This is a genomic window from Devosia alba, from assembly GCF_039938915.1.
Lineage (GTDB): Bacteria > Pseudomonadota > Alphaproteobacteria > Rhizobiales > Devosiaceae > Devosia > Devosia alba.
This window is the reverse complement of sequence record NZ_JBDUUI010000005.1, coordinates 41,655-67,622: the sequence shown is the minus strand read 5'-3', so window position 1 is coordinate 67,622 and position 25,968 is coordinate 41,655. Positions and strand designations below refer to the sequence as shown.

The following is a 25,968-nucleotide window of genomic DNA, read 5'->3' as shown; positions in this document are numbered from 1 at the left end:
GCACCCGGCTTCCGGGTCCACCAGAGTGGAGCGCGCCCGGCGGTCGCGGTTGCCCCCCGTCGTCCGCCTTGAATGCACTCCGTTGCGCCTCTGGCGTTCGGGGTGCATTTCTTGATCTCTGCCGCGCCGGGGAACTGCCGCGCCATTGCCGCGTTACATCTAGACATTAAAAGGAGCATCTCATGGCAACCACATCCGATCTTGCGCCTGGTCGCGCCACCAAGACCCCCAACCGGGCCCGCGCCGCCGCCAGCAAGCCGCGCGAAGATCAGCTTGAAGACCAGATCACGCAGCTACAGACCGACTTGAAGGCCATTGCGGCCACGCTGGCAAAGCTGAGCAGCGAAAAGGTCAACGAAGCTACCGACACTGCCAAGGGCGAGCTTCGCCATATGCAGCGTCAGGGTCAGCATGTCATTGACGATGTTCAGGAGCAGGCAGGGGAAATCGAGCAGCAGCTCAAGGACACCATCCGCGAAAAGCCATTGACCGCCGTGGCGAGCGCCATCGGTATTGGCTACATTCTGGCTTTGCTGTCGCGGCGCTGATCACCATGAACTTCATGGTGCCACTGGCAAGCCTGCTGGGTCTTGAGGTCGACCATATCACGGACCGCATCAAGCATGCGGTGGTGGTCAACACCTTCATCATCGTCTTCGGTTTGATGGGGGCAGGTTTTCTGATCGCTGCCGGCTTTATGGCGCTGGCCCAGATCGTCGGCGGCATTTACGCCGCGCTGATCTTCGCCGGCACATTTCTGCTGCTGGCGCTGGCGGTCTATGCCGGCATGCGTATTGGTGAGGGCCGCCGCAAGCGTGAAATCGTGGAAAAGCGGCGCTCCAGCGAAACCAATGCCTTGTTGACGACGGCGGCCCTCTCCGCCCTGCCCATGGTGCTACGCTCGCCACTGCTGCGCACTATCGGCCTGCCGGTGGCTGCAGTGGCTGCTTTTTTGCTGATTCGAAGCAGTAGCGAAAACGACCCGGATTGAGAAATGCTGGGTCCGCCGTCAGGCGGGCTCAGTAGGTAGCGGCAGCCACACATCAGCCGCTACGCCTTCGGGCCGGAATTGCAGCGTCACTTCGCTGTCGATCACCTTGCTCAGCCCGCGCTCAATCAATCGCGCGCCCAGACCATATTCCTGTTCAGGCGCAACCTGGGGTCCACCCCGTTCCCGCCATTGCAGCGTCAGCCCCCGCACCGGGTACTCCTTGAGCGTCCAGTTAATGCTGACCACGCCCTCGTCGCTCGACCACGCCCCGTAGCGATGCGCATTCGTCGTCAGTTCATGCAGGATCAACCCCAGCCCAAGCGCATGATCGGCGGGCAGCATGATGTCGTCCCCCTTCACTTCAGCGCGGTCGGGCCTGTCCCGGAAGCCTGGACCAAACTGGGCGGCAATGACTTCATCCAGGTGGACGCCGGACCAATCCCGATCGGCCAGAAGTACATGCGCCTCCGAAATCGTGCGCAAACGGCCTGAAAATGCCTCGATAAAGGCTTTTGGATCTGGGTTTTGTCGTATCGTCTGCCGCGCCACGGACTGGATCATGGCCAGGGTATTCTTGACGCGATGGTTGAGCTCGCGCAGCAAAAGCCGCGTCTGCTCGGCCGATTGCTTGCTCTCGCTGATGTCGATGCTCGCGCCCATCATGATCAATGGCCGGCCTTCAGTATCGCGCTGATACACGCGCCCGCGCATGGTCAGCCACCGGCCTGTGCTCGCTACCCGTGCCTCGGCATTGTAGTCTACCCCATTGCTCAGGCTGGCATCTATCCCCGCCTGTACCGCAGCACGGTCGCCCACATGGGTTGCTTCGTGCACCTGGTCGATGTGGATCGGACCAGCTTCGGACAGGTTGTACATTCGTCGGAAGGTTTCGTTGCAGGCGACTTCACCCGTTCGAATATCCCACACCCAGCTACCCACCTTGCCGGCCTCGAGCGTCAGCGCATGGCGCCATTCTTCGCGCAACAGGGCTGCCGCCGTCCGGGCACGCACCCTTGCTTCATCCTTGAGCGCAAACAGCGCAGCGGCCACCGCCGCCAGATCAACCAATTGCGTCATCATTTCGGGGTCAACGCTGTCGCGCGGCGTCGCGCTGAGCACGCAGAGCGCGCCAATTTTTTGCCCCGCAACGATGATCGGTGCGCCAGCATAAAACCGCAGGAACGGCCACGCTGTGACCAGCGAAGTGTCTTTAAATCGATCATCCTGATGCGCATCGAGAACCACCAGGGTCTCGTCCTCAGGCATGCCAAGCGTCTGCGTGCAGAATGAGATTTCCGTGTCGGTGTCAATCAAATCGGCCAAGCCGAAGCACGCCCGGAGCCACTGACGATCCTGACCCACCACACTGATCAGTGCGAACTCGGTTTGGAAGATATGGGCAACAGCGCGCGCTAGCCGGTCGAAATCGACGTCCGCTTCGCCTTCCTGCCCCAAAAACGCCGAAACTGCTGCAAGGCGCTTCGGGTCAGTCACAACCTTCTGGACCTGCTCGGGTAAATTGGCTCCTATTGCTACCACGTCGCGTCCTGCTTACCCAAAGCGCCCAGCCGACGGTCGAAACCATCGGACAATTGACGGGAACGTCGCTCACGTCCCATTAGTTCCCAAAAGATCATGCCGCTGCCGCCTTATCTTGCTTGGGCAAGATCACCCTCAGCGCGCCTGGCCGGATCGCCAACTCCACGGAGGGTTCAAGCTTGACCAGTTCACCGTCAATCACGGCCTGTGCGCTGCGTTTGCGCTTGGGAAACCGCAACGTAACTGCGGTCACTTCCGTCTCCGACACCATTTCATTCGATCGCCACGTACCCAGCAGGATACCGGTCGCCAGCGCGACCAGTTCTGACGACGACACCGGGGCAGCGACATAAACACCCAGCACCCCCGCATCGAGTCGGTCGGCATGGGGAATATGACCGTCACCCACCCGATTATTGGAGATGGCGACGCCCGATACCCGTCGCCTCTCGATCCCCTTGGCGGTGTGCAATTCCACCTCAAAGACCGGCGGCCTGATCACGGCGGCGGCAATCGCGCGCAGGCTGGCGAAAATTTTACCCACGCGGCTGCTATAGGTCATGCCTTCGCGAATCCGTACCAGCCGGGCATGTATCCCGACGCCAAACTGATGCACGAACAGGCGGCCATTGGCCGTCGCCACGTCAACCTCGCTCAGTTTCCCTCCAGCCAGGGCCTCCAGCGCTTCGTTCAGATCAAGGGGCACCTTGAGCGCCCGGGCAAACAGATTCATCGTCCCTGCGGGGAGCACCGCCAGCGGCATTCCCGTTTCGTAGGCGATTCCGGCGGCGGTCGAAATCGTCCCGTCGCCGCCACCAGCCAGAACGGCGCCTACCTCAGTGCGGGTTGCGGCCTGCCGCAAGGCCGCTTCAACCTCATCACCCGGCACAATTTTGCATTCAACGGTATGGCCATGTCCCTCGAATGCGGCCTGTACCTGCGCACAGAGTTCATCCAGATCCATGGTCCGCAACGTCCCACCATCGCGATTCAACACCGCTACAACGTGCATGCGACAACTCCGCCAGCCGGATTCAATTTGGTGCCTGCTGCTGTTCAATTCCCGGCAGCGGCACCACCACTTTCAGGCCGCCCTCCAGGCGCCGCTCATACGCCGGCACGCCACCGAACTGATAGGCCAACTGCTTGATGATCACCGAGCCCAGGCCGCCCTCGCCCGGCTGGCTGCTCCCCTCGATCCCCACACCATCATCGATAACCGACAGTGTTGGCACGCCAGTTGCGTCCCGCTTGAGCCAAACCAGAATGCGCCCTGCCCGCCCTGCGGGGAATGCATGTTTGAGCGCGTTGGTCACCAATTCGCCGACCAATATGCCAATCGTCGTCGCATCTCGCGCACTGATCAAAATTGGCTCGAACTCACCCACCAAGGATACCCCGTCTGCATCGCACAGGGTAGTGGCCATATCTTGCAGGACCGCCTCAAGAAACTCGTCCGCTCTGGCGGTTTCGAGATCATCACCCAAACGCAGCCGGCGATGGCCCGATGCAATGGCGTGAACCCGGGACCGCGCGGCCTCCAGCGCCTGCTTGACCTCATGAGATTCGCTGCGAAGCAGTTGCAGGCCCAGCAGCGACGACACCGTCGCCAGCGAATTGCCAATCCGATGGCTGGTATCCTGCAACAGAGCCTCGACCCGCTGCCGTTCGCGCTCGGCGTGTTCGCGCGCCTCTTCGACAGCCTGGGTGCGCTCGCGCACATGAGCTTCCAGAGCTTCGTTCTCGCTCTGCAGCAACCGGCGATTTTGCGCCAGCATCCGCACATCGCGCTGGGCCCGGGTAAACAGCACAAAGGCCAGTGCAACCGCTCCGGCCAAAGCCGCCACAATGGCCCCAACCAGCCAGAGTCGTGCCAGATCTATACTCTGGTTACGCTCGTGCAGTTTCTGGCTTTCGTCGCCGATGAATTGCTCAAGCGCCAGACGCATCGGTGTCATCGGCCCCGCACTGGCGCTGCTCAGCAGCAAGGCGCGCGCCTCGGGCATACGCTGCGCCATCGCCAGATCCATAGTGCGTTTCAACTCGACCATGCGTTGGTCAATATCGTCCACGATTGCCGCCAACCGGGCGGACTGCTCCGGATCGTGCTTGGTCAACGAAGTCAGCGACTTTGCCCGCGTGCTGATAGCCGCCGTGGATCGGCGATAAACCTCGAGATAGTGTTGTTCCCCCGTCAGCACATAGCCCAGCTCGCTGCTCTCTGCGTCAATGAGCGACAGCGTCAGCTCGCGCGCATGGTTGCGCACTTCATGGGTACGCGTCACATCATCGATCTGCCGGTCTATACCCTGAACCAGCACCAGCGCGGCAATCACCGCCAACACCACCAATGTCAGCGAGACCAGCAACGCCAACCGCTGCATCATACGCGGCAGCTGCCCCGGATCGTCCGCAAGAGTTTTCATGCCGGGCGCGGATTCTGGCGGCATGCTCATATCAGTGGCCGCCGCCCTGCGGGCAACCCTTCCCAAGCGGCCAGCTTCATCAACCCGTCTACATCGATCACCTCACACGCGCGATCCAGCCAGCGGATCAGCCCGCAATCGGCCAGCTTGCGCAGCGTTTTGTTGGTATGAACCACCGACAAGCCAAGCGTATCCGCCACATGCTGCTGGGTGATGGGTATCAGCAGGCTACGCTCGGATACCAGACCAACCGAGGTTGCCCGCTGGTGCAGGAACGCCAGCAGATAGGCGGCGCGTTCCATCGCTGTCCGCCGCCCCAGGCTCAGCAGATGGTCGTCAAGCATGAGCTCTTCACGCGATGCCAGCCAGGTAATATCAAATGCCAGACCGGCGTGATTTCGAAACAGCTCCGGGAGTCGGTCACGTTGAAATACGCACAGTACCAAAGTGGACAGCGCTTCTACCGAGTGCTCCATCACGTCCATTATGGAGCCCTGCAGCCCCACCAGGTCTCCTGGCAAAATATAATTGAGAATCTGCCGCCGCCCGTCCGCCAACAATTTGTAGCGAAACGCCCAGCCGGACAGTAGAGTATACAAGTGCGAACTATGCGCGCCCTCATGCACTATGGTCGCGCCAGGTTTGGCAACCAGTTCACCAGTTTTGAACGTCGACACAAAGCGCAGTTCTGCCGCTTCAAACGGCCTGAAGCCGGGCATGGCGCGCAATGGACACTGTTCACAGGGCACGCGGCGCCCGGGGGCGGGAAGAACGACACTCACGCGACACCGGGATCTTGAAGAAGACGCATTAGAGAGCAAACGGACCGACCGGCAAAGCGTTCCCCGACATGTCAAATTTAAATGACACTGTCATCGATCGCGCCCATTGAACTGGTTTTGGCGGTGGATTTGGCATGCTCAACGGACATACGGTCCTCATCGTCGAGGCAGAGTTTCTAGTCGCCCTCGACATTCAGACCATGCTCGAATCTCTGTCAGCCGGTGCACTGCTCTTTGCCCGCTCGCCGCATGAGGCTCACGCCTGCAGTCAGCAATGGCCCTCCATTGACTTGGCCATTGTCGAGCTGGGCGACGATTATCACACCACCACTGCCCTGTTGCGCGGCCTGCACGAAGCGGGCGCAGCCCTCATTGTGACTACCGCCGACAGCACGATGCAGCAGGGGCATCCCGATTTCCCGGACGCCCCTGTTATTGTCAAACCGATGCTTGAAGAAGATTTCCGCCGCGCCATCGGCGCAGCTGTCGATCAACGCACCTAGAATGAATGGTTGTGGGTAGTAACCTGGGATGAGACAGCATCCGGACCATACTCGGATTCACCGACAATCTGCAGGATGTCCTGCAGTCGCGTGCGGGCGCGGCTGACCCGGCTTTTCATCGTGCCCACCGCGCAGTCGCAGATGTCGGCGGCCTCTTCGTAGGAAAAGCCCGAGGCCCCAATCAGGATCACAGCTTCGCGTTGATCATCTGGCAACTGATCCAACGCTTTTTTGAAATCCTGCATATCCATAGAGCCATACTGGGGTGGATGCACCGAGAGCCGTTCGGTGAATACGCCATCCGTGTCCTGCACCTCGCGCCCCCGCTTGCGCATCTGGCTGTAGAATTCGTTGCGCAGAATAGTGAACAACCACGCCTTGATATTGGTGCCCATCTCGAAGCTGGTTTGCTTGGCCCAGGCTTTCATCACGGTGTCCTGCACCAGATCGTCGGCCTTGTCGTGCTTTCCGGTCAGCGAGACCGCAAATGCGCGCAGGCTTGGCAGTGTGGCAAGCATCTCGCGCTTGAAAGACGTCGGTTCGGCGGTCATGCCGTTACTCTCCGTCTCGGGGTGTGCTTGTCGCTTTTTGCTGCTGTTCGGCGCTATCAAGCTTTTCCAGCAGGTCGAGCAACTGGTCGGGAACGCCTTCGTCCTGCACGGCCCCATAAAGCGCACGCAAACGCGACCCGATATCGGTGTTTGGACCGAGCCCGTCATCTGCCCCCGCCGTCTGCGTCCGCATCCGTTGCTGGCTCAAAAGTTTGTCCTTTTTCATGCGTATCGAAACCATCAGTGTTATTTGGTAGCCTAATGCGCCACGATTAAAAAAGTTCCGCAAGCGCCGGAACTATTCATCAGCGGCTCCGTTATGCAAATTCGTGTGTCTACGACGAGCTTACACGAGCCTTAAGCGTCACTGGGAGTTCATTTAATGACTTTGTCCACGCGGATCGCGCCGCATTTACCCTATCTTCGGCGGTTTTCCCGGGCGGTAACCGGATCACAAACCTCAGGTGATGCGTATGTCGCCGCCACGCTTGAGGCGTTGATTGCCGATATTTCGCTGTTTCCGGTCGCCAGCAATGACCGTATCGCGCTTTACAAGCTGTTCTCCGCATTGTTCTCTACATCGTCCGTACCGGTGCCCGAGCCGGTTTCTAGCTATGCATGGGAACAACGCGCCGCCAGCAATCTTGCCAATTTGTCCCCGCGTCCGCGGCAGGCTTTCCTGCTGGTCGCCGTTGAAGGTTTCAGCCATCCCCAGGCCGCCGAGATTCTAGGCGTCAGCGATCAGGAATTCGCCGGGCTCATCGACGAAGCTTCAATGGAGATTTCGCGCCAGGTGGCGACCGAAATCATGATCATCGAAGATGAACCCCTTATCGCCATGGATATCGAGCAGCTGGTTGAAAGCCTCGGCCACAAGGTGGTCTGCGTGGCCCGCACCCACAAGGAAGCGGTCGCCCTGTTCGCCAAGAACCAGCCCCGCATGATCCTTGCCGATATCCAGCTCGCCGACGGCAGCTCGGGCATTGATGCGGTCAACGACATCCTCAACACCCATTCGGTACCGGTAATTTTCATTACCGCATTCCCCGAGCGGCTGCTGACGGGCGAGCGCCCAGAGCCGACGTTCCTCGTCACCAAGCCTTTCAACCCTGATATGGTCAAGGCCCTGATCAGCCAGGCCCTGTTCTTCGACGAAGGCTCACGCGCCGCAGCGTGAGTTTGCTTGGACCATAATTGATGCAAAAAGGACCGGTTCGCCGGTCCTTTTTTGAACTCGGGCCTTCTGCCTAGGGCGCAGGGAACGGGCTTTCGATCCGCCCGGTGGCCGCGTAGACCAGCAGGCCGATCCATTCACGCATCGCCACGCCGGTAGTCGTCAGGTTGAGCACCGGGTTGACCAGGTCAAACCCGATGATTTCGGCCCCCGTGCTGCGATAGTTCACCGGCCAGGCGATAACGGTCATTCCCGCCGCGCGGAACAATCCCACGGCGCGTGGCATGTGAAATGCGGATGTCACCAGCACAGTGACGCCCGATCCCGGTCCGAGGAGCGCCGCGGTCAGTTGGGCGTTCTCCACCGTATTGCGCGACTGGTCCTCCAGCAGCACCCGATCCGGCGCTATGCCCATCGCAACAAAAAACCGCTCAGCGGTGACAGCCTCTGCCTCGATTTCACCCCCCAGCGCGCCAGAGCCACCGCTCAATACGATCCTGGATTGCGGGTAAAGCTGGGCCAGACGCAATGTCTCTACCAGCCGGTCGCCGGCCTCGTTGAGTTCGGCCACGGCACGTGCCGCACTCACCCGTCCCACAGTTGCCCCACCCAGCATCACGATATTTGTTACACTCTGCGGCATGGCTGCGGGCCGAACAAAGCGATCTTCCAGCGGTGCGATCAGCAGAAAGCCCAGCGAGGTGAACGCGCTGAGCCCCAGCACCATCAAACCGGCACTACCCAGCATCAGCCCAAATCGCCGGCGCCCCCATGTCACCAGCAGACCGCCCAGCAGCACGAGGCCGAAACTCAAGCTGATCGGCTGCACCATCAGCCAGAACAGCTTTGACACCACAAAGAACATTGCCCGGCCCTCCCGCCATCCCGTCTCAGCCGATACAGCATGCGGTACCGCCTAGCCATGGCGATTTCCGCTTGCTATCTCCTCTGCTTCTGCTTTTGTTGCAGGCGGTCAAGGTTGCCAGCCTCAAAAAAAGGCAACCACCAGTCGGGTAGACGCCTGTTCGCGCAGGCCATTGGGTGAGCATGGCGCAAGCTACGGCCGCAAATGCGGAGAAATTGCCGGTCGTGGCCATTCGCGATCTGCACAAATCCTTCGGTGCACTCGAAGTGCTCAAGGGCATTTCCTTTGTTGCCTGTGAGGGCGAAGTAGTCTCGCTCATCGGTTCGTCCGGCTCGGGCAAATCCACCCTGTTGCGCTGCATCAACATGCTCGAAGTTCCCGATAGTGGCTCGGTCAGCATTGATGGCGAAGAAATCAAGCTGAGCGGCGATGCGCCCCATCGCCAGATTGCTGACGAGCGCCAAATCCGCCGCATCCGCTCGGAACTGGGCATGGTGTTTCAGAGCTTCAACCTGTGGGCGCATCTGACTATCCTCGAAAATGTCATGGAAGCGCCGCTGATCGTGCAGAAGCGCGACCGCAGCGAGGTCGACACGGAGGCGCGTGCCATGCTCGACAAGGTCGGTATCGGTGAAAAGGCCGATGCCTATCCCGCCCAGTTATCGGGCGGCCAGCAGCAACGCGCTGCCATTGCACGCGCCTTGTGCATTAATCCGCGCGTCATGCTGTTTGATGAGCCAACATCGGCGCTCGATCCCGAACTAGAAGTGGAAGTGCTGCGGGTCATCAAGGTGCTGGCCGATGAAGGGCGAACCATGGTGCTGGTCACCCACGACATGGAATTTGCCCGCTCGGTCTCCGATCGGGTAATCTTTCTGCATCAGGGCGCCATCGAAGAGGAGGGCACACCTGATCAGGTCTTTGACGCGACACAGTCAGCGCGCCTAAAACAGTTCCTCAATGCCGCCAAACACGACTAGGCGACAGGGTCCGCTCAATGGACGCCTGCAAAAAGCAACACGCAACGGAGAAACCCATGAAAAAGCTCATTCTTGCCGCCGCCGCGCTCATTGCGCTCGGCACCACAGCCCAGGCCCAGGAGACGGTGCGCATCGCCACAGAAGGCGCCTACGCTCCGTGGAACTTCCTCGATGACAGCGGCAAGCCCGCCGGCTACGAGATTGATCTGGCCAACGCGATCTGTGCGCAAGCCGCCCTTACCTGCGAAATTATCACCAATGACTGGGATTCCATCATCCCCAACCTGCTCGCCGGCAACTACGACGTGATCATGGCCGGCATGTCGATTACCGATGAGCGCCGCCAGACCATCAACTTCACCCAGGAATATTTCCCCGCGGATCCATCCCGCTATGTGGCCCTGGCCGGCACAGAAATCGACTTTGATAATCTCTCGGGCGTGCGCATCGGCGCGCAGAGCGGCACCATCCAGGCGGCTTACGCCCAGGACAATCTGGCAGCGGACAATACGGTTATCGTCTTCAACACTGCCGACCAGGCTGTCGCCGATCTGGCCGCCAGCAATCTCGACGTCATCTTCGCCGACGGCGCCTATGTCGACCCCATCGTCGCTGCTTCCAACGGCACGATCGAATATATCGGTCCCGAAATCATGATCGGCGATGGCATGGCTGCCGGCCTGCGCAAAGACGAAGCCGCGCTTGAGACCAAGCTGAATGATGCCATCACCGCCCTCAAGGCCGATGGCACAATGGACAAGCTGATCGCTCAGTGGTTTGACGGTCGCGGCCCCTATTACGCTCAGTAAGCCCCGACTATTCCGCCCTTGATCCCTCCCCTTGGGAATGGATCAAGGGCGGGGTTTTCGTCACAGGGATGGAGGCCGGTAACAGCCCCACCCATCGCTCCCCATCGGGGGAGCGAGCGCATTCGGGATAACCCAATGATCTTGCCTATCTGGACCAGCCCATGAGCGACAACCTCGCCTTCTGGCTGAGCTATCTGACCAATGGCAAGCACCTGACCTGGTATGCCAGCTTCCAGTTCACCATTTTTGCAGCGCTCGCCGGCGGCATGCTGGCAGTGATATTCGGTCTTGCCGGCGCTACGTTGAAGAACTCTCGCTTCCTGCCGCTGCGGCTGATCGGCTCGACCTATTCCTCTATCGTGCGGGGCGTCCCGGACGTACTATTCTTCCTGTTCTTTCCGCTGGCCTTCGAACAGGCTGTCGAATGGTTCATGGCCAGCCAGGTCTGCACCCCAGAAACCCTCGCCGCTCAATCCGCCACCTGGCCGCCCTGCAAGGAGGCCAACTGGTTTCTCGGCACGCCCGAATATCTGATCCTGGCCTCGGTCTCGCTCGGCCTGGTCTATGGCGCCTTCGCCACCAATGTGATCCACGGCGCGATGCGCTCGGTGCCCCAGGGCCAGCTTGAAGCCGCACGCGCCTATGGCATGTCGGCCGGGCAGGTGCTGTGGCGCGTCCACATTCGCCAGATGTGGGTCTATGCCCTGCCTGGCCTCTCCAATGTCTGGATGCTGATCGTCAAGGCGACCTCGCTGCTGTCGCTGCTGCAGATCGCCGATATCGTGCTTTGGGCCGATCGGCTGGGCGCCCCCAATTATCTGTCCGCGGTCGGCCTGGTCCATGACGACTGGCGCTGGCGCTACTACCTGGTGCTCTTCGTTTTTTATATCCTGGTGACCTTCGCCTCCGAAAAGGCGTTTGACGCGCTGATGAATCGCGCCGGTCGCGGCATTCTGAGCGAGGCGCGCTCATGACCTGGTTCATTGAGGAACTCGCCCTGTTCGCGCCAGCGATCGTGTTCAACATCTACTTTGCCGTGGCCTCGATCCCGCTTGGCTTCGTGGCGGCAGTGTTTCTGGCGCTCGGCAAGGACTCTGCCAATCCGCTGATATCGCGCCTTAGTCGCGGTTTCATCTACGCCTTTCGCGGCTCGCCGCTGTTCATCCAGTTCTTCATGATCTATTCGCTGACCCTTTCATTCAATATCAGCTTGTGGAAGCCATTGGGCCTGTCCTGGTTCGTGCTGCATCCCCTGTTCATCGGTCCGCTGGTGCTGACGCTGAACACGGCCGCCTATACTGCCGAAATCTTCTATGGTGCCCTGCGCGCCGTGCCACGCGGCGAAGTCGAGGCCGCCCGCGCCTATGGCATGAGCCGGCGCCAGCAGTTCCGCCAGGTAGTCTGGCCCAATCTGATCCGTCTGGCCTGGCCGGCCTATACCAATGAAGTGGTATTCCTGTTCCACGCCACCGCCATTGTCTATTTCGCGCTGCCGGTGATCGGCCTGCAGAAGGACGTCATGATCACCGCCAAGGAATTGTTCGAGCGCGACTACAACGCCTTTCTGCACTTCTCGGTAGCGGCGCTGTATTTCCTCGCCGTCTCGCTGGTGATCTTCTTCCTGTTCGGGCTGGTCTATAAACGGCTGATGCGGCACATGCCGGCCGCGCCACGCATGCGGTTTATGCCCAAATGGATCAGATAGGCTCACCATGAAAATCATCGCCGATTTATGCATCGTCCCGATGGGCGTAGGCCCATCGGTCTCGGCCTATGTGCGCGAAATCCGCACCATCATCGAGGCCTCGGGCCTGGTGCATGTCATGCATGCCAATGGCACCAATATCGAAGGCGAAATGGCCGCAGTCAGCACATTGGTCGAGACCTGCTCCGCCCGGCTGACCGAGCTGGGCGTCGAACGGGTATTCTGCACCATGGTATTTTCCACCCGCACCGACAAACCCCAATCCATGGCCGATAAACTCGCCAGCCTCGACCAGTAGCATTCCACAACAATGTCCATTGGACGGCACCAGATGACGCTGGCCAATAACACCTCCGCGCCTCGGCCACGCTCAATTGCTACAAAGTCGACACCGCCAACGCGTCCCCGCATGTTCGCCTGCCGGCTGCCAAACCAGGCGCCAGCATTGCCAAGCTGATCCTTCGGATTCGGGCATCTGCGCGCAGCCTACCCGGCGATTGCCCCCAACTGCCTCTCGGCTTCTGCCTTGACCACCCCTGCCCGCCCCGGCACGCGGGTCAGCAGATAATGCAGCATCTCGGCCGGGTCCAGCGGCCGGGCAAAGTAGTAACCCTGCAATTGGTGGCAGGCGAGCTCGGCCAGAAACATTGCCTGTGCCCGCGTCTCGACGCCTTCGGCGGTGATCTTGAGCTGGAGCGTGCGACCCAGCGCGACGATGGCTTTGAGGATGTCGCGCGCCACGTCATCCTCGCCTGAGGCGTGAACAAATGAGCGGTCGATCTTGATCTTGTCGAACGGGAACTTCAGCAGGTGGCTCAAGCTGGAATAGCCCGTACCAAAATCATCCATGGCAATGATGACGCCCAGCGCGCGCAGCTCGCCCAGCTTGCGCACCACCTCGTCGGGGTCTTCCAGCAACAGACCTTCGGTGATCTCGATCTCTAACCGGCCCGGTGCCAGGCCAGACTGGTTCAGCGCCTTCTGCACCACCTGCGCAACATCGGAGCGCCGGAAATGCTTGGCCGACAAATTCACCGCAACGGTTAAATGTTCAGGCCAGTCGACGGCCGTCAGGCAGGCCTGCTGGATGGTCCAGTCCCCAATATCAACAATCAGATTGGAGTGCTCGGCCACCGGGATGAACTCGGCCGGCGGCACGGGGCCCCGGCCCGGATGGTTCCAGCGGATCAGCGCCTCGAACCCGACCGGCTGCTCATCCTCAGCCGACACCATGGGCTGGTAGTACAGCACCAGTTCGCCCTTGGTTATGGCATCACGCAGCTCTACCTCGATCATCCGGCGCTCGCGCGCCGCATTGTCCATCTCGCTTTCAAAGAACCGGTAGACGCAGCGTCCATCGTCCTTGGCGCGGTATAGCGCCAGATCGGCGTGACGCAAGATTTGATCAGGCCGCGTGCCGTTCACCGGCGCCATGGCGACGCCGATGCTCATGCCGATATTCACCTCTTGGCCATCAAGAAGATAGGGCCGCCGGACCTCTTCGATGAGCTGGTCGGCCAGCCGGGCAACGCTGTCGGCATCGCCGCTATTGGGCAGTATGATGGCAAACTCATCGCCCCCCAGCCGGGCTGCCAGACCTGGCTCCTGCACCAGACCGGCAATCCGCTTGGCCACCTGCGCCAGCAGACGGTCGCCAGCCAAATGCCCCCAGCTGTCATTGACCGACTTGAACCGATCCAGATCCAGGACCATCACCGAGAATGGCGCACCATAGCGTTCCAGTCGCCCCACGCAGCTATTGAGCTGTTCGGTGAACTTGTTGCGGTTCAACAGACCCGTCATCGCGTCGTAATGGGCCAGGGTCGTCATACGGCGCTCGGCCAGCTTGCGCCCGGTGACGTCCGAACCGGTTCCGATGTAACCCACAAAGGCGCCGAACTCATCGCGCGCTGGGGTGCCCGTCAGGCTCCACCAGCAGTCCGTCCCCGCTGCCGTCACACGCAGCTCGATATCCTGAAATGTCTCCTGCGCGGCGATATGGCGTACCAACTGGCCCATGAGCGGGTCGTCGGGCGGCGTGATACCCTGCATGAAGTACACGAAATCCGCACCAACCAACTCTTGCTCGGCCACACTGGTTGCCGCGGTGAAGCCGCTCGACATGCGGTTGATCGCGCCCTGGGCATCAAAGCCCCAGATCCAGTCTGAAGTGCTTTGCTCGAATTCGCCCAGCAGCAGCCCGATAATCTCGCGCTTCTCGCGCAACTGCCCCTCTGAGGCTCGATGCGCAACAAAGGCCGCCGCGTGGTCGAACGTGATCCGCACCATGATGGCGGTGAACGCCATCAGCAACACCGCCTGCACCCACAGGTCAGGCGAAGAGCCGATCCCCATCGCCGTCCCCAGCACGCCGACAAGCAGCGGGATGGTGAACGCCGCCAGCGCCTGTGGATAATTCACCAACGCCATCATCGAGATACAGAGCAGCCCGCCGGCCACGATCGTGGCGGCGCCCCGCACCGTGCTGTTCAGGTCAACCGGCAACAGATTGAACACCACACCCCACAGCGTGCCCAGCAACAACGCATACAGCACCGTGCGCGCAGGTGATATGCCTGCCTGCTGACGGCTTTCCAGCGCGGTGAACCTCCAGGCCAGAAACACGGCGTGCGCCTGCAGCAGGTTGATCAAGCCAATGATAGCGGCCAGCAACCAGAACCCGGAAGCGCCCCAGCTCAGAAACAAGAACACCTCTGACACCACGACCGTGCCACCCAGCATGGCAGGCATCATCACGCCCACTGAATCCAATTGCTGGCGCAGCAATTTCTGCCGCACAGCCAATGGCAGGACGTCCGCGCCAATGGCGCGATCAACGAACCCATTGACCAGGGAAATCAGGCCCGTCTTGCCGGTGACACTCATGCCGCGAGCTTGAACGAAAGCCCTTAATTTTACGTGAGTTTGGCGACCCGCATGCCATTCATTCGTGTCACAATGGCACATCTACAGTCCCAGTTTCTGGCAGGCCCAGATCCCACAAAAAACAACTCACGTTAAGCCGCCATTCAAGCCGCCTCACTAGGTTCGGCCGCGTGGGACCCCGGCGAGTCGCGTGTGGAGAGCGTCAATGAGTGTACAATTTAAACCCGTTCCTGAAGCTGCTTTGACCGGAAGCCTGAGGGATTTTCGCTCACCGCAAGGCACAGATCTGATGCAGCGGGTGACCGGCTTCTATAAGTGGCAGGATCTGCGCCGCGATCATGATCTGTGGCCCTACGCCCGCTCCACCGCATCGGCGCCGCAGGCACGCTGTAACGCCCTGAGTGACGCCGGCGACAGCTTCGCGGGTATCAACTTCGCCAGCCAGGATTATCTGAGCCTTTCATCGCACCCTGCCATCAAGCAGGCCGCGATCGAGGCCATTGGCGAATATGGCGTGCACAGCGCCGGATCCGCGGCGCTGCTGGGCAACACCACCAACTCGCTCCTGCTCGAGCAGGCTCTGTCGGCGTTTCTGGGCGGTCGTGAGATCGTGCTCTACCCCACCGGCTGGCAGGCCGGCTATGGCTCGGTCCAGGGCTTCGTTCGCAGCGATGACCACGTCGTCCTCGACATTCTCGCCCATTCCTGTCTGCAGGAAGGTGCCAAGGCCGCCACCCGCAACATTCACTATCACGGCCACCTCAACCTCGACGCGCTGACCCGCAAGCTGGAACGCATCCGCGCCGCTGATACCGAGAACGGTATTCTGGTGGTGACCGAAAGCCTGTTCTCAATGCACTCCGATACGCCCGACCTGGCTGCCATGCGCGCGCTGTGCGATCGGTTCAATGCCACCCTGCTGGTCGATTGCGCCCATGATCTGGGCTCTGTGGGCGATGATGGCCTTGGCCATCTTGGCCTGCAGAACGCGATGGAGAGCGCCGACATCATCATCGGCAGCTTCTCCAAGACTTTCGCCTCCAATGGCGGCTTCATCGCCGTCAAGACCAGGGCTGCGGCCGAATATCTCAAATATTACAGCGCCACCCACACTTTCTCCAATGCCCTGTCTCCCGTGCAGGCTGCCACGGTGCTGACCGCCCTCAAGATCGTACGCTCTGAGGAAGGTCGCGTCCTGCGCCGCAAACTGATGGACAATATCCTTTACCTGCGCGCCGAATTGTCCCGCGCCGGCCTGGAGGTGCTCGGCGATCCATCGCCCATCGTGCCCGTCAGCCTGGGCTTGGAGGGTGTTGGGCGCTTCGCTTCGCGCCATCTGATGGCCCGAGGCGGTATTGCCAATCTGGTGGAATACCCGGCGGTTCCCCAAGGCGGCGCCAGGTTCCGCTTCCAGGTCATGGCATCGCACAGCCGGCAGGACATCGAGGAGGTCGTCACCATCCTGGCCAGCGCCATGCGCGACGCCGATCTTGAATATCGCCTGGGCCACGAAGGCGAGAAGACCATTGCGCTTCCCGGTGCCCAGGACGCAAGCGTCTAGTTCTGATCCGTCGCCGCCATGGGTGCCTTGGTGCCCATGACTGCCGCTATCTTGCCCAGCAGGCGCGGCAGATCCACAGGTTTGGTATCGAAGTCGATGCAGCCAGCAGCCAGTGCCTTGACGCGATCGGATTCAAACGCGCTGGCGGTCAGGGCGATGATTGGCACGGCTGCGGTCGCCGGATCGGCCCGGATGCATCGCGTTGCTTCATAGCCGTCCATCTCGCCCAGCCCGATATCCATCAGGATCACATCGGGCATCAGCAATTTGGCGGCCGCAATGCCGCTAGGGCCATCCTCGGCAAAGCGAATGGCGAAGCCTCGCCGCTCCAGCCGGCGTCCCAGCACATCACGATTGATCGGGTTATCCTCGATAATTAGGATCAGAGCCATTCACCATCCATTCTAAACTGCGGCGTCTTTGGTGCGCCCGCGTGTTGCCTTGAGCACGGCCAGAGTTGCCTTCACCTTTGCCGCGTCCAACGGCTTCATCACAATGCCATCTGCCCCCGCGGCGAGCGCCTTACCACGTTCCGCCAGAATGGAAATCATGATCACGGGGATGTCAGCCGTCGCCGGGTCGGCTTTTAGCGCCGCCAGCACGTCCCAACCATCGAACCCGGGCATCAGAATGTCGAGGAAAATCGCAGCCGGCTTGACGGTTCGCGCGAGTTGCAGTGCCGACTGTGGCGCGTCCGAACAGATCGGCGTGTAATTCTCGCGGACGAACAGCCGCTCGGCTAAATCCAGAAAATTGGGGTCGTCATCAATCACCAGAATCCGCTGGCGCTTGTCGTGCTCCAGAGGCTCGCTCGACCCGGCCTTGCCAGCAGAACTCTGCTGATCATCCTCGGCCTCGTCAAGAAATTCTCTCTCCGCGGGCGTGAGCTTCTCCTCCATTGAGTTATTCTGTGGCACCGCCGCAGCTGACTCAACCCGCACCGGCAGACGAATGGTAAAGCGGCTCCCCCGACCCACTTCGCTCTCAATCTCAATTTCACCGCCCATCAGCCGGCACAGATTCTGACTCAACGACAGCCCAAGTCCGGTGCCGCCATAGACCGCAGCAATCTTGGCATTTGCCTGGCTAAAATTTGAAAACAGCATCGACTGCTGCTCCCGGGAAATGCCGATACCAGTGTCGAGTACGGCGATTTCAATCCAGCTCCCATCGCGCCTGGTCGCCAGGGTGATGGTCCCATTATGGGTAAATTTGGCGGCATTCGACAGCAGGTTGAACACCGCCTGACGCAATTTGGTTGCATCGGCACGGATCACCCCGAGATCGTCACCGCGCTCGATGACGAAGCTGTTGCTGTTCTTGGCGGCCATCGAGCGGCCGGTGGATGCAACTTCGTCGATCAAATCGTGCAGATCCACATTCTCGATGTGCAGGGCCATCTTGCCCGCCTCAATCTTGGAGATATCGAGAATGTCGTTGACCATGGCCAGCAGATGTTTGCCGGCGGCGCTGATCTTTTGCAGATCGGCGATCTGCTCGCCACGCCCGTCCAGTTCGGCGTCCTCCAACAGGAGTTCGGCATAACCCAGTACGGCATTGAGCGGCGTGCGCAACTCGTGACTCATCTTGGCCAGAAAGTCGGACTTGGCATTATTGGCCCGCTCGGCCTCGTCCTTGGCGCTGGTCAGGGCCTTCAACGTATATTGGTGCCGGCCAATTTCCTTGATCAGCTCGGACTGGCTGTCCACCACGCTTGAGTAGTAGGCCGCCATCATGAACACATAGATATTGGCCCCCAGCGCCGACAGCACGCCGGCCACCACCATGTTTTCGATCGCAATGTGCTCGGGGAAATCGCCATAAACGTGCACCCCGTACAACCCCCCCAGACCCAGCGTGATCTGGGCCAGTACGAACACTCGGGCGGTCCAGCTCGAGCCCATATACATGAACGCCAAAAGCGGCGTCAGCACGAACCACACCAGGAATGGTGAGCTGGCCCCGCCGTAATTATAGGTACCCCACAGGATGCAGAAGGACAGGTTTGTCACCGAGGCCATCGCCAGCAGCGTATAGGCGCGCGGAAATAGCTTCACCAGCGCCAGAAATGGCCAGAAACCATAGATGGCTGCTGCCAGAATAAGCACATGCGGCCAGGGATCAGGATCGGCAAACCACAGAAACAGCGGAATGGGTGTCGCGATGAACGGCCCGAAAATGTGGCTGATAATGAACATCTGCACGCGCTTGCGCGTGTGCAGATCCTTTGCCAGATGCGGAGCGATGAACCAGTCCACCACTCTAGCGAAAGCCATCGTAATTTTCACTTTGCGCCTCACGCCGGTACTCGCCGCAGAGTGGGCACAACACTTTTAGAAGTCGTAAACTATTGCACCGCGGTACACTAAGCCCACAACCTTTGGCCGTGCACCAGCCCTATAGCTGCACAAGTTGATGCTCAAGGGCTGTCATCACACCGCGCAGTTCGGCCAGGCCCTTCATTCGGCCAATTGTCGGATAGCCCGGCTGCGACCGCCGTCCCAGATCATCCAGAATATCCTGGCCATGATCGGGCCGCATGGGGATAGAGTGATCCTTGCGGCCGGCCGCCTTGCGCTTGCGTTCTTCACGCAGCACCGCAGCGATCAGCGCCACCATATCGGTGTCACCCGCCAGATGCTCGGCTTCGTAGAAGGACCCAACAATGGCATCATTGTCGCGCTTGACGTTGCGCAGGTGCAGGAAGTGCACCTTGTCGCCGAGCCGCTCCATCATGCCGGGCAGGTCATTGTCCGGGCGCGCGCCGAGCGAACCAGAACACAGTGTCACCCCGTTGGCCGGGCTATCGACTGCATCGAGGATATAGGCGTAGTCGGCCTCGGTTGACATCACCCGCGGCAACCCCAGCAAGGCGAATGGCGGATCGTCGGGGTGACAGCAAAAGCGCAGGCCCAGATCCTCCGCCAGTGGAATGATCGCCTCAAGGAAATCGACAAAATTCGCCTGCAACCGCTCGCGACTGATGCCGGCATATTCGGACAGATGTGCTCGCACATCATCCAGCGACATGGATTCGGTGGAACCGGGCAACCCCATGGTCACATTGCGGGCCAGCTGCTTCTTGCCGGCCTCGTCAAGCGCCGCCGCGCGGCGACCGGCCTCATCGGCAATCGCATTGGTGTAGTCGGCACCGGCGCCGTTTCGCTGCAGAATATGGATATCGAATGCCGCAAAGTCATGGATATCAAACCGCATGCATGAGCCGCCATTGGGCACGCTCCACTGCAGATCAGTGCGGGTCCAATCCAGGACCGGCATGAAATTGTAGCAGATCACCTCAATGCCGCTATCGGCCAGGTTTCGCATCGAAAGCTTGTAGTTCTCGATATGACCGCGCCAGTCATTGTTCTGTTTTTTGATGTCTTCCGACACCGGCAGGCTTTCTACCACGTCCCAGCTCAGTCCCGAGGCCGTACCATCCCTGCGGGTGGCAATTTCTTCATGACGTTTGGCAATCTCTTCGGTCGTCCACACCGCGCCATTGGGTACGTGATGCAGGGCGCTGACCACGCCCTGAGCGCCCACCTGTGTGATATCGTCAATGCTGCACAGGTCTTTGGGCCCGAACCACCGCCACGTCTGTCGCAAGATAGTGCTCCATATTCTTGTATGGTAGTGCCATGCCATAACCCGGTGCGGCTGAGAAGGTCTATTTGTTGGCGACTTCAGCCAGCACCTCGACGGGGCAGGCATTGGCGCACCATGGGCACGCCCGGTTTCATCGCAAATCCTTGTCATAGACAAAGCGCGGCATTTCCCATTTCCAGACAATGGCCATCACCCGCAGGGAAAAACCGATGGTCATCGCCCCTATGATCACCAGGTCACGCGGCCAGCCCAGCATCAGGCCGCCAAAATACACGATCCCGGTCAGCGCCGACACCGTCGCGTACAGCTCCCCGCTGAACACCAGCGGGATGTCGTTGCACAGCACGTCGCGCAAGATGCCGCCGACAATCCCCGTCAACATGCCCGCCATGATCACGATCACCGGGTGCTGTCCCATCTCCATGGCCACATTGCAGCCGATAATCGAAAACACCACCAGCCCCAGCGCATCGAGCAGCAGGAACGGCCAGCGCAATTTGTGCACCACCCGGGCAATCGCGATGGTGAACAGCGCGGCCCCGCAGGCCAGCAGCAGCAACCAGGGATTGCTCACCCAGACCAGCGGGTAGTGGCCCAGGATGATGTCGCGCGCCGAGCCGCCCCCCAACGCCGTCACACAGGCAAGCATGCAGACCCCGAACCAGTCCATCTGCCGCCGCCCGGCCGCCAGAGCCGCCGTCATCGCTTCAGCGGTGATGGCAATATAAAAAATGGTGATGAGCATCTGGTCCTGCCGTCATAATCGGGTTTGTGCACGCTAAGCTATAGCGCACCATGCCCGTGTCCAAGCCGGAGCTCACCATGCGCCAACCCCGCAGCGTCAAGGGTCTTGAAGATCTCGGTCGCGTCCGCCTGTCGTCCAACTTTTTCCTGCGTGACTTTCTCTATTCCGAGATAGCGGCCATCCACGCCATACCCAATATTCCTGACGACCCCGAGCTCGCTATCGCGGCTGGCACCGCCTTGTGTCAGAACCTGCTTGAGCCGCTGCAGGCTCGCTTCGGCCGCATTGCCATTCGCTCCGCCTACCGTTCGTCGGCAGTCAACCATTTCGGCAATATCAACAAGCTCAATTGCAGTCGCAACCAAGCCAATTATGCCGGCCATATCTGGGACCGATGCGACGCTGATGGTCATATGGGGGCCACCGCCTGCATCGTGATCAATCGCTTCGTGCCCTATTACGAGCGCACCGGCGACTGGGAGGCCATGGCCTGGTGGGTGCATGATCATCTGCCCTATGGCGAGATGGAATTCTTCCCCAAGCTGGCCGCTTTCAATCTGACCTGGTCAGAAGCACCCAGGCGCCGGATCTCGAGCTACATCCCGCCCCGCCGCGGCCTGCTGACCGACCCCGGCATGGCCAACTGGTCTGGCAGGCATGACAGCGCCTATGCCGCCATGCTGGGCGAACTGGGCACATAGACCCGGCTCATCGGTCCTGCGCCCACCCTCCCCCTTGTGGGGCGGGTGGCCCCGAAGGGGTCGGGTGGGGGTTTGCCTCCGAGAATTCCGAGCGCGTACTCCCCCACCCTTGATCCCTCCCCACAAGGGGGAGGGAAACGCAGGAGCCGAAACGTCAGCTACAGAAAATCCGCCCGCATCGGCGTAAACACGTCCACCAACCGGCCCTTCTGCAGCGCCACCACGCCGTGCACCAGTCCTGCGGGCACGATGAAACTCCCTCCGGTCCCCACGACCGCCGTCTTACCGTCAATAGTCACCTCGAATGCGCCTTCTGCAACATAGCTGACCTGGATATGCGGATGGCTATGCAGCGCGCCCACCGCGCCTTCGTCGAAGCAAAACTCTACCTGCATCAGTTCCGGCGCATGGATCAGCACCCGCCGCGTATTGCCCGGCGCCAGGACCGTGACGTCACCATCATTGGCCTGCGCAAAGAGTTTCTGCTCGCTCATCAATTCACCTCGCCAGCCAGCCGCCATCCACAGGGATGACGGCGCCATGCATATAGTTGGATGCACGCGACAGCAGGAACACTGCCGCATCGCCGATATCGGAAGGCACGCCCCAGCGGCCCGCCGGAATGCGTCCCAGGATCGAGGCCGATCGGTCCGGATCGGCCCGCAGGGCCTCGGTATTGTTGGTCTCGATATAGCCCGGCGCGATCGAATTGACGTTGATGCCCTTGGCCGCCCACTCATTGGCCAGCAACCGGGTAATCCCCAACACGCCGCTCTTTGCTGCGGTATAGCTGGCCACCCTGATGCCGCCCTGGAAACTCAGCACCGAGGCGATGTTGACGATCTGCGCGCCCCGGCCAGCGGCCAGCGCCTTCCTGCCCAGCGCCTGACACAGGAAGAACATCGATTTCAGATTGACGTCCATCACCTCGTCCCAATCGGCCTCGGTGAAATCCACCGCGTCGGCACGCCTGATGATCCCGGCATTGTTGACCAGCCCGTCAATCGGCCCCTGTTCGGCCCAGGCCGCGTCAAACATCGCCTGCGCCGCCGCGGTCGAACCCAGATCGGCCTTGACCGCGATAAACGCCGCCCCCGCGTCCGCCAACAGATCCGCCGTCTCATCCATGCCCGAGCGTCCGACGCCGATCACCTTGCCACCGGCCCGCCCGACACTCAGCGCAATGCCTTGCCCGATGCCCGTATTGGCACCGGTGACCATCACCGTCTTGCCCCCAAGGCTAAATGCAGAAAGGTCGATCACAGCAGTTCATCCATCCCGATCTTTTCAACGTCGGTATAGTCGACATTGTCGCCCGCCATCGCCCAGATGAAAGTGTAGGAGCCCGTGCCAGCACCCGCATGGATCGACCAGGGTGGGGAAATGATCGCCTGCTCATTGCGCACGATCAGATGGCGCGTTTCATCCGGCTCACCCATCAGGTGCACGACGATTGCCCCGGGATCGAGTTCGAAATACAGATAGGCTTCCATGCGCCGATCGTGGATGTGGGCCGGCATGGTGTTCCACACCGAACCCGGCGCAAAGCTGGTCAGCCCCACTACCAGCTGGCAGGTCCTGACGCTGTCGGCGTTCACGAACTGGAAGATTGAGCGCTCATTGGCCGCTTCCTTGCTGCCCAGATCGAGGCGCTTGGCATCAGCCTGACGGATCAATTTGGTGGGATGCTGCTTATGGGCTGGCGCACTGAGCAGATAGAATTTTGCCGGCGTGGCGGCATCGGCCGAAGCAAAGCGCACATCCTTGTTGCCCATGCCGACATAGAGCATGTCCTTGGTGCCAACCGCATGGACAACACCATCCACCTCAATGGTGCCTGCCCCCCCAATATTGGCGGCAATCAACTCGCGACGATCAAGGAAGTTCTCCGTGCCGGTCGGCTTGATCGCCGCCAGATCGAGCGCGCTGGCGCCCGGCATCGCGCCGCCAACGGCCATCCGGTCATAATGGGTATAGGTCCAGTTCACGCCACCCAGGGTGAACAACTCCTCGATCAGGAAGTGCTCACGCAACTCCTCGGTATTCATGGCGCTCGCGCTCACCGGATCAATGGCAAAACGGATATCGAAATCGGTGCTCATGGTCTGTCCTGTGTCCTGTCTATTGATCGCGTAGCCGCTGGCGATAGCGCTCCTGGCTAAGCCAGAGATGCTGGCGCATCGCCTCGCGCGCGCCCTCGGCGTCCTGCGCCGCGATGGCCTGGAGAATGGCGAGGTGCTCTCGCTGCAGTCCCTGCTGGTATTCCAGCGTCAAGGAGCTTTCCGTACTCCAGGGCGAGACCACATCACATGGAATGGTCCGGCTGCCCAGGCCATCGAGCACCTCGATATAGAATGGATTGTTGGTTGCTGCAGCGATGGCGCGATGGAACGCAAAATCGGATTTGCCGGTGGGCGCTCCCTGCGTGAGCAGGCGCTCGAACTCGTTCCACGCCTCCTGGATCGCGGCCTCCTGACTGGCACTACGCCGCAAAGCGGCCAGGGCGGCAGCCTCGATCTCAATGCCCATGCGCACTTCGAGCACATTGAGCGCCACCGAAATCTTGTTCGAGCGCTCCGCCCCAATGGCGGCAAACGCACTGGCAGCATTGGTCATCACGAAGACGCCGGCACCCTGCCGCGACTGCACCAGTCCATCAGCGGACAGTGCGGCGATGGCCTCACGTACCACGGTGCGGCTGACCCCGAAGATCGCGGTCATCTGGTTCTCGGTGGGCAGTTTGCCGCCCGCCTCGTACTCGCCTTCACTGATCCGTTTGCGCAGCGTCCCGATCACCAGATCAGCCAGTTTGGGCCTTCTGGCGGGCGTAAGCCTCTCGTCATTCACACTCATCAGTTCCCCCGGAACAGCGCCGGCAGCCACAGCGACAGGGCAGGAATATAGGTAACCAGGCCCAGCACCGCGACGCCGGCGCCATAGAACGGCCAGATCGAGCGCATCGCTTCCCAGATCGATATCTTACCCACGGCAGCGGCAACAAACTGCACCGGCCCCAGGGGTGGCGTATTGAGCCCAATACCCAGATTGAGGATCATGATCACCCCAAAATGCACGGGATCGACGCCGAACGAACTGACCACCGGCAGGAAGATCGGCGTGGTAATGATGATGAGCGGTCCCATATCCATGAACGTGCCCAGCACCAGCAGAAGCACATTGACCAGCAACAGGATGACCAGTGGATCGTCCGAAATATTGGTCATGAAATCAATCATGATAGTGGCGATCTTGAGATAGGCCATCAGCCAGCCGAACGCGGCCGCCGCACCGATAATGAACAGCACCATGGCAGTCGTCTTGACGGCGCTCAGCGTCGAGTGAACAAACTCATTCCAGCTCATCGTGCGGTACACGAGCAGCGTCACCAGCAGCGCATATAGAACCGCGATACAGGAGCTTTCCGTGGCGGTAAAAATACCCGAACGCACACCGCCGAAGATGATGGCAATCAGCATCAGGCCGGGAATGGCAATCACCAGATAGTGCCCGACCATTCCGAAGCCCGGAAACGGCTCGGTCGGATAGCCCCGCCTGCGCGCCACCACATAGGCCGTCAGCATCAGTGCGCCGGCCAGCAACAAGCCCGGAATGACGCCAGCGGTAAACAGATCGGCAATAGAAATATTGCCGCCGCCAGAGATCGAATAGATGATCATGTTATGGCTTGGCGGCATCAACAGGGCGATCAACGCCGCCATGGACGTCACATTTACTGCATAGTCGGCGCCATAGCCGCGTTCCTTCATCTGCGGCACCATAATGCCACCAATGGCGGCAGCCTCCGCCACGGCAGACCCGGATATACCGCCGAACAGCGTCGACGCCAGAATATTGACCTGACCCAGGCCCCCCCGCACATGCCCGATCAACGACCCGGCAAAAGTGATGATCCGCGAGGCAATGCCACCGCGCATCATCAGGTCACCGGCATAGATGAAGAAGGGGATGGCCATCAGCGTAAACATCGACACGCCGGAATTCAGCCGCTGAAATACTACGACCGGCGGCAAGCCCAGATAGACCACAGTCGCAAAGCTCGCGATGCCCAGGCAGAAGCCGATCGGTGTTCCGATGATCATCAGCCCGACGAACACACCAAAGAGAATGAGAAATTCCATCG

At 60.5% G+C, this 25,968-nt stretch carries 28 protein-coding genes; 11 read left to right on the top strand and 17 right to left on the bottom strand.

Annotated features, from left to right (window positions below):
- Window positions 1-182: 182 nt before the first annotated feature.
- Together ABFY71_RS09105 and ABFY71_RS09100 are read left to right on the top strand one after the other, a co-directional pair.
- Entirely contained in the window at window positions 183-548 is a 366-nt protein-coding gene (locus ABFY71_RS09105) for an ElaB/YgaM/YqjD family protein (protein WP_305575706.1), read from the top strand.
- Window positions 549-553: 5 nt separating this feature from the next.
- Complete coding sequence (locus ABFY71_RS09100) at window positions 554-991, top strand: hypothetical protein (RefSeq protein ID WP_347945689.1); 438 nt, start codon at window positions 554-556, stop codon at window positions 989-991.
- A gap of 18 nt (window positions 992-1,009) precedes the next feature.
- On the opposite strand, the gene ABFY71_RS09095 is transcribed toward ABFY71_RS09100, so the two are convergent.
- The 4 genes from ABFY71_RS09095 to ABFY71_RS09080 all read right to left on the bottom strand — a co-directional run bounded on the left by ABFY71_RS09095 (window position 1,010) and on the right by ABFY71_RS09080 (window position 5,675).
- Window positions 1,010-2,485 carry a sensor histidine kinase gene (locus ABFY71_RS09095; protein ID WP_347945688.1) on the bottom strand — a complete coding sequence of 492 codons (1,476 nt, stop codon included), beginning with the start codon at window positions 2,483-2,485 and terminating at the stop codon, window positions 1,010-1,012.
- Between the two features lie 139 nt (window positions 2,486-2,624).
- Window positions 2,625-3,542, bottom strand: a complete 918-nt coding sequence (locus ABFY71_RS09090; RefSeq protein WP_347945686.1) for a diacylglycerol/lipid kinase family protein — start codon at window positions 3,540-3,542, stop codon at window positions 2,625-2,627.
- Window positions 3,543-3,564: 22 nt separating this feature from the next.
- Window positions 3,565-4,980, bottom strand: a complete 1,416-nt coding sequence (locus tag ABFY71_RS09085) for a sensor histidine kinase (RefSeq protein WP_347945685.1) — start codon at window positions 4,978-4,980, stop codon at window positions 3,565-3,567.
- Window positions 4,981-4,982: 2 nt separating this feature from the next.
- The gene (locus ABFY71_RS09080; protein WP_347945872.1) at window positions 4,983-5,675 is read right to left on the bottom strand and encodes a Crp/Fnr family transcriptional regulator; all 693 of its coding nucleotides are present in this window, start codon (window positions 5,673-5,675) and stop codon (window positions 4,983-4,985) included.
- Window positions 5,676-5,872: 197 nt separating this feature from the next.
- Between ABFY71_RS09080 and ABFY71_RS09075 the strand changes: the two genes are divergently transcribed.
- Complete coding sequence (locus ABFY71_RS09075) at window positions 5,873-6,241, top strand: response regulator (RefSeq protein WP_347945684.1); 369 nt, start codon at window positions 5,873-5,875, stop codon at window positions 6,239-6,241.
- On the opposite strand, the gene ABFY71_RS09070 is transcribed toward ABFY71_RS09075, so the two are convergent.
- The gene (locus ABFY71_RS09070; protein WP_305575694.1) at window positions 6,238-6,792 is read right to left on the bottom strand and encodes an RNA polymerase sigma factor; all 555 of its coding nucleotides are present in this window, start codon (window positions 6,790-6,792) and stop codon (window positions 6,238-6,240) included. The genes ABFY71_RS09075 and ABFY71_RS09070 overlap by 4 nt on opposite strands.
- A 4-nt stretch (window positions 6,793-6,796) precedes the next feature.
- On the bottom strand, window positions 6,797-6,985 hold the full coding sequence (locus ABFY71_RS09065; protein ID WP_371136058.1) for a NepR family anti-sigma factor: 189 nt from the start codon (window positions 6,983-6,985) through the stop codon (window positions 6,797-6,799).
- Between the two features lie 189 nt (window positions 6,986-7,174).
- Between ABFY71_RS09065 and ABFY71_RS09060 the strand changes: the two genes are divergently transcribed.
- Window positions 7,175-7,969 carry a response regulator gene (locus tag ABFY71_RS09060; protein WP_305575690.1) on the top strand — a complete coding sequence of 265 codons (795 nt, stop codon included), beginning with the start codon at window positions 7,175-7,177 and terminating at the stop codon, window positions 7,967-7,969.
- Window positions 7,970-8,039: 70 nt separating this feature from the next.
- On the opposite strand, the gene ABFY71_RS09055 is transcribed toward ABFY71_RS09060, so the two are convergent.
- A complete protein-coding gene (locus ABFY71_RS09055; protein WP_347945683.1) occupies window positions 8,040-8,831 on the bottom strand; it encodes a YdcF family protein in 792 nt (263 codons plus the stop codon).
- Window positions 8,832-9,013: 182 nt separating this feature from the next.
- On the opposite strand from ABFY71_RS09055, the gene ABFY71_RS09050 reads away from it, so the two are divergent.
- The 5 genes from ABFY71_RS09050 (at window position 9,014) to ABFY71_RS09030 (ending at window position 12,623) form a co-directional block, all read left to right on the top strand.
- The gene (locus ABFY71_RS09050; protein WP_347945682.1) at window positions 9,014-9,811 is read left to right on the top strand and encodes an ABC transporter ATP-binding protein; all 798 of its coding nucleotides are present in this window, start codon (window positions 9,014-9,016) and stop codon (window positions 9,809-9,811) included.
- A 56-nt stretch (window positions 9,812-9,867) separates the two neighbouring features.
- A complete protein-coding gene (locus ABFY71_RS09045; RefSeq protein ID WP_347945681.1) occupies window positions 9,868-10,620 on the top strand; it encodes a transporter substrate-binding domain-containing protein in 753 nt (250 codons plus the stop codon).
- Window positions 10,621-10,781: 161 nt separating this feature from the next.
- Window positions 10,782-11,594, top strand: coding sequence for an ABC transporter permease subunit (locus tag ABFY71_RS09040; RefSeq protein ID WP_347945680.1), 813 nt, complete (start codon window positions 10,782-10,784; stop codon window positions 11,592-11,594).
- Entirely contained in the window at window positions 11,591-12,325 is a 735-nt protein-coding gene (locus tag ABFY71_RS09035; RefSeq protein WP_305575680.1) for an ABC transporter permease, read from the top strand. Before ABFY71_RS09040 ends, ABFY71_RS09035 begins: the two co-directional genes overlap by 4 nt.
- Window positions 12,326-12,332: 7 nt before the next feature.
- Window positions 12,333-12,623, top strand: a complete 291-nt coding sequence (locus ABFY71_RS09030) for an MTH1187 family thiamine-binding protein (RefSeq protein WP_347945679.1) — start codon at window positions 12,333-12,335, stop codon at window positions 12,621-12,623.
- Between the two features lie 188 nt (window positions 12,624-12,811).
- Here ABFY71_RS09030 and ABFY71_RS09025 read toward each other — a convergent pair whose 3' ends face one another.
- Window positions 12,812-15,211: an EAL domain-containing protein gene (locus ABFY71_RS09025; RefSeq protein WP_347945678.1), complete on the bottom strand. Its 2,400-nt coding sequence runs from the start codon at window positions 15,209-15,211 to the stop codon at window positions 12,812-12,814.
- 289 nt (window positions 15,212-15,500) lie between these two features.
- On the opposite strand from ABFY71_RS09025, the gene ABFY71_RS09020 reads away from it, so the two are divergent.
- Window positions 15,501-16,772: an aminotransferase class I/II-fold pyridoxal phosphate-dependent enzyme gene (locus ABFY71_RS09020; RefSeq protein ID WP_347945677.1), complete on the top strand. Its 1,272-nt coding sequence runs from the start codon at window positions 15,501-15,503 to the stop codon at window positions 16,770-16,772.
- Here ABFY71_RS09020 and ABFY71_RS09015 read toward each other — a convergent pair.
- The 4 genes from ABFY71_RS09015 to ABFY71_RS09000 form a co-directional block, all read right to left on the bottom strand.
- The gene (locus ABFY71_RS09015; RefSeq protein WP_347945676.1) at window positions 16,769-17,164 is read right to left on the bottom strand and encodes a response regulator; all 396 of its coding nucleotides are present in this window, start codon (window positions 17,162-17,164) and stop codon (window positions 16,769-16,771) included. The genes ABFY71_RS09020 and ABFY71_RS09015 overlap by 4 nt on opposite strands.
- A 12-nt stretch (window positions 17,165-17,176) precedes the next feature.
- Window positions 17,177-19,048: an ATP-binding protein gene (locus tag ABFY71_RS09010; RefSeq protein WP_347945675.1), complete on the bottom strand. Its 1,872-nt coding sequence runs from the start codon at window positions 19,046-19,048 to the stop codon at window positions 17,177-17,179.
- 121 nt (window positions 19,049-19,169) lie between these two features.
- Window positions 19,170-20,381, bottom strand: coding sequence for a mannonate dehydratase (gene uxuA, locus ABFY71_RS09005; protein ID WP_347945674.1), 1,212 nt, complete (start codon window positions 20,379-20,381; stop codon window positions 19,170-19,172).
- A 130-nt stretch (window positions 20,382-20,511) separates the two neighbouring features.
- Window positions 20,512-21,126, bottom strand: coding sequence for a trimeric intracellular cation channel family protein (locus tag ABFY71_RS09000; RefSeq protein ID WP_347945673.1), 615 nt, complete (start codon window positions 21,124-21,126; stop codon window positions 20,512-20,514).
- Between the two features lie 77 nt (window positions 21,127-21,203).
- On the opposite strand from ABFY71_RS09000, the gene ABFY71_RS08995 reads away from it, so the two are divergent.
- Window positions 21,204-21,827, top strand: a complete 624-nt coding sequence (locus ABFY71_RS08995) for a hypothetical protein (protein ID WP_347945672.1) — start codon at window positions 21,204-21,206, stop codon at window positions 21,825-21,827.
- 158 nt (window positions 21,828-21,985) lie between these two features.
- On the opposite strand, the gene ABFY71_RS08990 is transcribed toward ABFY71_RS08995, so the two are convergent.
- Genes ABFY71_RS08990 through ABFY71_RS08970 form a run of 5 tightly spaced genes read right to left on the bottom strand, consistent with a single transcriptional unit; the run spans window position 21,986 to window position 25,966 of the window.
- Window positions 21,986-22,321, bottom strand: coding sequence for a cupin domain-containing protein (locus ABFY71_RS08990; protein ID WP_347945671.1), 336 nt, complete (start codon window positions 22,319-22,321; stop codon window positions 21,986-21,988).
- A gap of 4 nt (window positions 22,322-22,325) precedes the next feature.
- Window positions 22,326-23,048, bottom strand: a complete 723-nt coding sequence (gene kduD / locus ABFY71_RS08985; protein WP_347945870.1) for a 2-dehydro-3-deoxy-D-gluconate 5-dehydrogenase KduD — start codon at window positions 23,046-23,048, stop codon at window positions 22,326-22,328.
- A 38-nt stretch (window positions 23,049-23,086) separates the two neighbouring features.
- A complete protein-coding gene (gene kduI / locus ABFY71_RS08980) occupies window positions 23,087-23,929 on the bottom strand; it encodes a 5-dehydro-4-deoxy-D-glucuronate isomerase (protein WP_347945670.1) in 843 nt (280 codons plus the stop codon).
- Window positions 23,930-23,948: 19 nt separating this feature from the next.
- Window positions 23,949-24,680, bottom strand: a complete 732-nt coding sequence (locus ABFY71_RS08975; RefSeq protein ID WP_347945669.1) for a FadR/GntR family transcriptional regulator — start codon at window positions 24,678-24,680, stop codon at window positions 23,949-23,951.
- Window positions 24,680-25,966, bottom strand: coding sequence for a TRAP transporter large permease (locus ABFY71_RS08970; RefSeq protein WP_347945668.1), 1,287 nt, complete (start codon window positions 25,964-25,966; stop codon window positions 24,680-24,682). Before ABFY71_RS08970 ends, ABFY71_RS08975 begins: the two co-directional genes overlap by 1 nt.
- Between the last annotated feature and the right edge of the window lie 2 nt (window positions 25,967-25,968).

Excerpts from the sequence above, each read along its gene's own strand:
- ABFY71_RS09105 (WP_305575706.1), top strand. The coding sequence starts at position 183 with ATGGCAACCACATCCGATCTTGCGCCTGGTCGCGCCACCAAGACCCCC.
- ABFY71_RS09100 (WP_347945689.1), top strand. The coding sequence starts at position 554 with ATGAACTTCATGGTGCCACTGGCAAGCCTGCTGGGTCTTGAGGTCGAC.
- ABFY71_RS09090 (WP_347945686.1), bottom strand. The coding sequence starts at position 3,542 with ATGCACGTTGTAGCGGTGTTGAATCGCGATGGTGGGACGTTGCGGACC.
- ABFY71_RS09085 (WP_347945685.1), bottom strand. The coding sequence starts at position 4,980 with ATGCCGCCAGAATCCGCGCCCGGCATGAAAACTCTTGCGGACGATCCG.
- ABFY71_RS09080 (WP_347945872.1), bottom strand. The coding sequence starts at position 5,675 with ATGCCCGGCTTCAGGCCGTTTGAAGCGGCAGAACTGCGCTTTGTGTCG.
- ABFY71_RS09075 (WP_347945684.1), top strand. The coding sequence starts at position 5,873 with ATGCTCAACGGACATACGGTCCTCATCGTCGAGGCAGAGTTTCTAGTC.
- ABFY71_RS09070 (WP_305575694.1), bottom strand. The coding sequence starts at position 6,792 with ATGACCGCCGAACCGACGTCTTTCAAGCGCGAGATGCTTGCCACACTG.
- ABFY71_RS09065 (WP_371136058.1), bottom strand. The coding sequence starts at position 6,985 with ATGCGGACGCAGACGGCGGGGGCAGATGACGGGCTCGGTCCAAACACC.
- ABFY71_RS09060 (WP_305575690.1), top strand. The coding sequence starts at position 7,175 with ATGACTTTGTCCACGCGGATCGCGCCGCATTTACCCTATCTTCGGCGG.
- ABFY71_RS09055 (WP_347945683.1), bottom strand. The coding sequence starts at position 8,831 with ATGTTCTTTGTGGTGTCAAAGCTGTTCTGGCTGATGGTGCAGCCGATC.
- ABFY71_RS09050 (WP_347945682.1), top strand. The coding sequence starts at position 9,014 with ATGGCGCAAGCTACGGCCGCAAATGCGGAGAAATTGCCGGTCGTGGCC.
- ABFY71_RS09045 (WP_347945681.1), top strand. The coding sequence starts at position 9,868 with ATGAAAAAGCTCATTCTTGCCGCCGCCGCGCTCATTGCGCTCGGCACC.
- ABFY71_RS09040 (WP_347945680.1), top strand. The coding sequence starts at position 10,782 with ATGAGCGACAACCTCGCCTTCTGGCTGAGCTATCTGACCAATGGCAAG.
- ABFY71_RS09035 (WP_305575680.1), top strand. The coding sequence starts at position 11,591 with ATGACCTGGTTCATTGAGGAACTCGCCCTGTTCGCGCCAGCGATCGTG.
- ABFY71_RS09030 (WP_347945679.1), top strand. The coding sequence starts at position 12,333 with ATGAAAATCATCGCCGATTTATGCATCGTCCCGATGGGCGTAGGCCCA.
- ABFY71_RS09025 (WP_347945678.1), bottom strand. The coding sequence starts at position 15,211 with ATGAGTGTCACCGGCAAGACGGGCCTGATTTCCCTGGTCAATGGGTTC.
- ABFY71_RS09020 (WP_347945677.1), top strand. The coding sequence starts at position 15,501 with ATGCAGCGGGTGACCGGCTTCTATAAGTGGCAGGATCTGCGCCGCGAT.
- ABFY71_RS09015 (WP_347945676.1), bottom strand. The coding sequence starts at position 17,164 with ATGGCTCTGATCCTAATTATCGAGGATAACCCGATCAATCGTGATGTG.
- ABFY71_RS09010 (WP_347945675.1), bottom strand. The coding sequence starts at position 19,048 with ATGGCTTTCGCTAGAGTGGTGGACTGGTTCATCGCTCCGCATCTGGCA.
- ABFY71_RS09000 (WP_347945673.1), bottom strand. The coding sequence starts at position 21,126 with ATGCTCATCACCATTTTTTATATTGCCATCACCGCTGAAGCGATGACG.
- ABFY71_RS08995 (WP_347945672.1), top strand. The coding sequence starts at position 21,204 with ATGCGCCAACCCCGCAGCGTCAAGGGTCTTGAAGATCTCGGTCGCGTC.
- ABFY71_RS08990 (WP_347945671.1), bottom strand. The coding sequence starts at position 22,321 with ATGAGCGAGCAGAAACTCTTTGCGCAGGCCAATGATGGTGACGTCACG.
- kduD (WP_347945870.1), bottom strand. The coding sequence starts at position 23,048 with ATGGTCACCGGTGCCAATACGGGCATCGGGCAAGGCATTGCGCTGAGT.
- kduI (WP_347945670.1), bottom strand. The coding sequence starts at position 23,929 with ATGAGCACCGATTTCGATATCCGTTTTGCCATTGATCCGGTGAGCGCG.
- ABFY71_RS08975 (WP_347945669.1), bottom strand. The coding sequence starts at position 24,680 with ATGAGTGTGAATGACGAGAGGCTTACGCCCGCCAGAAGGCCCAAACTG.
- ABFY71_RS08970 (WP_347945668.1), bottom strand. The coding sequence starts at position 25,966 with ATGGAATTTCTCATTCTCTTTGGTGTGTTCGTCGGGCTGATGATCATC.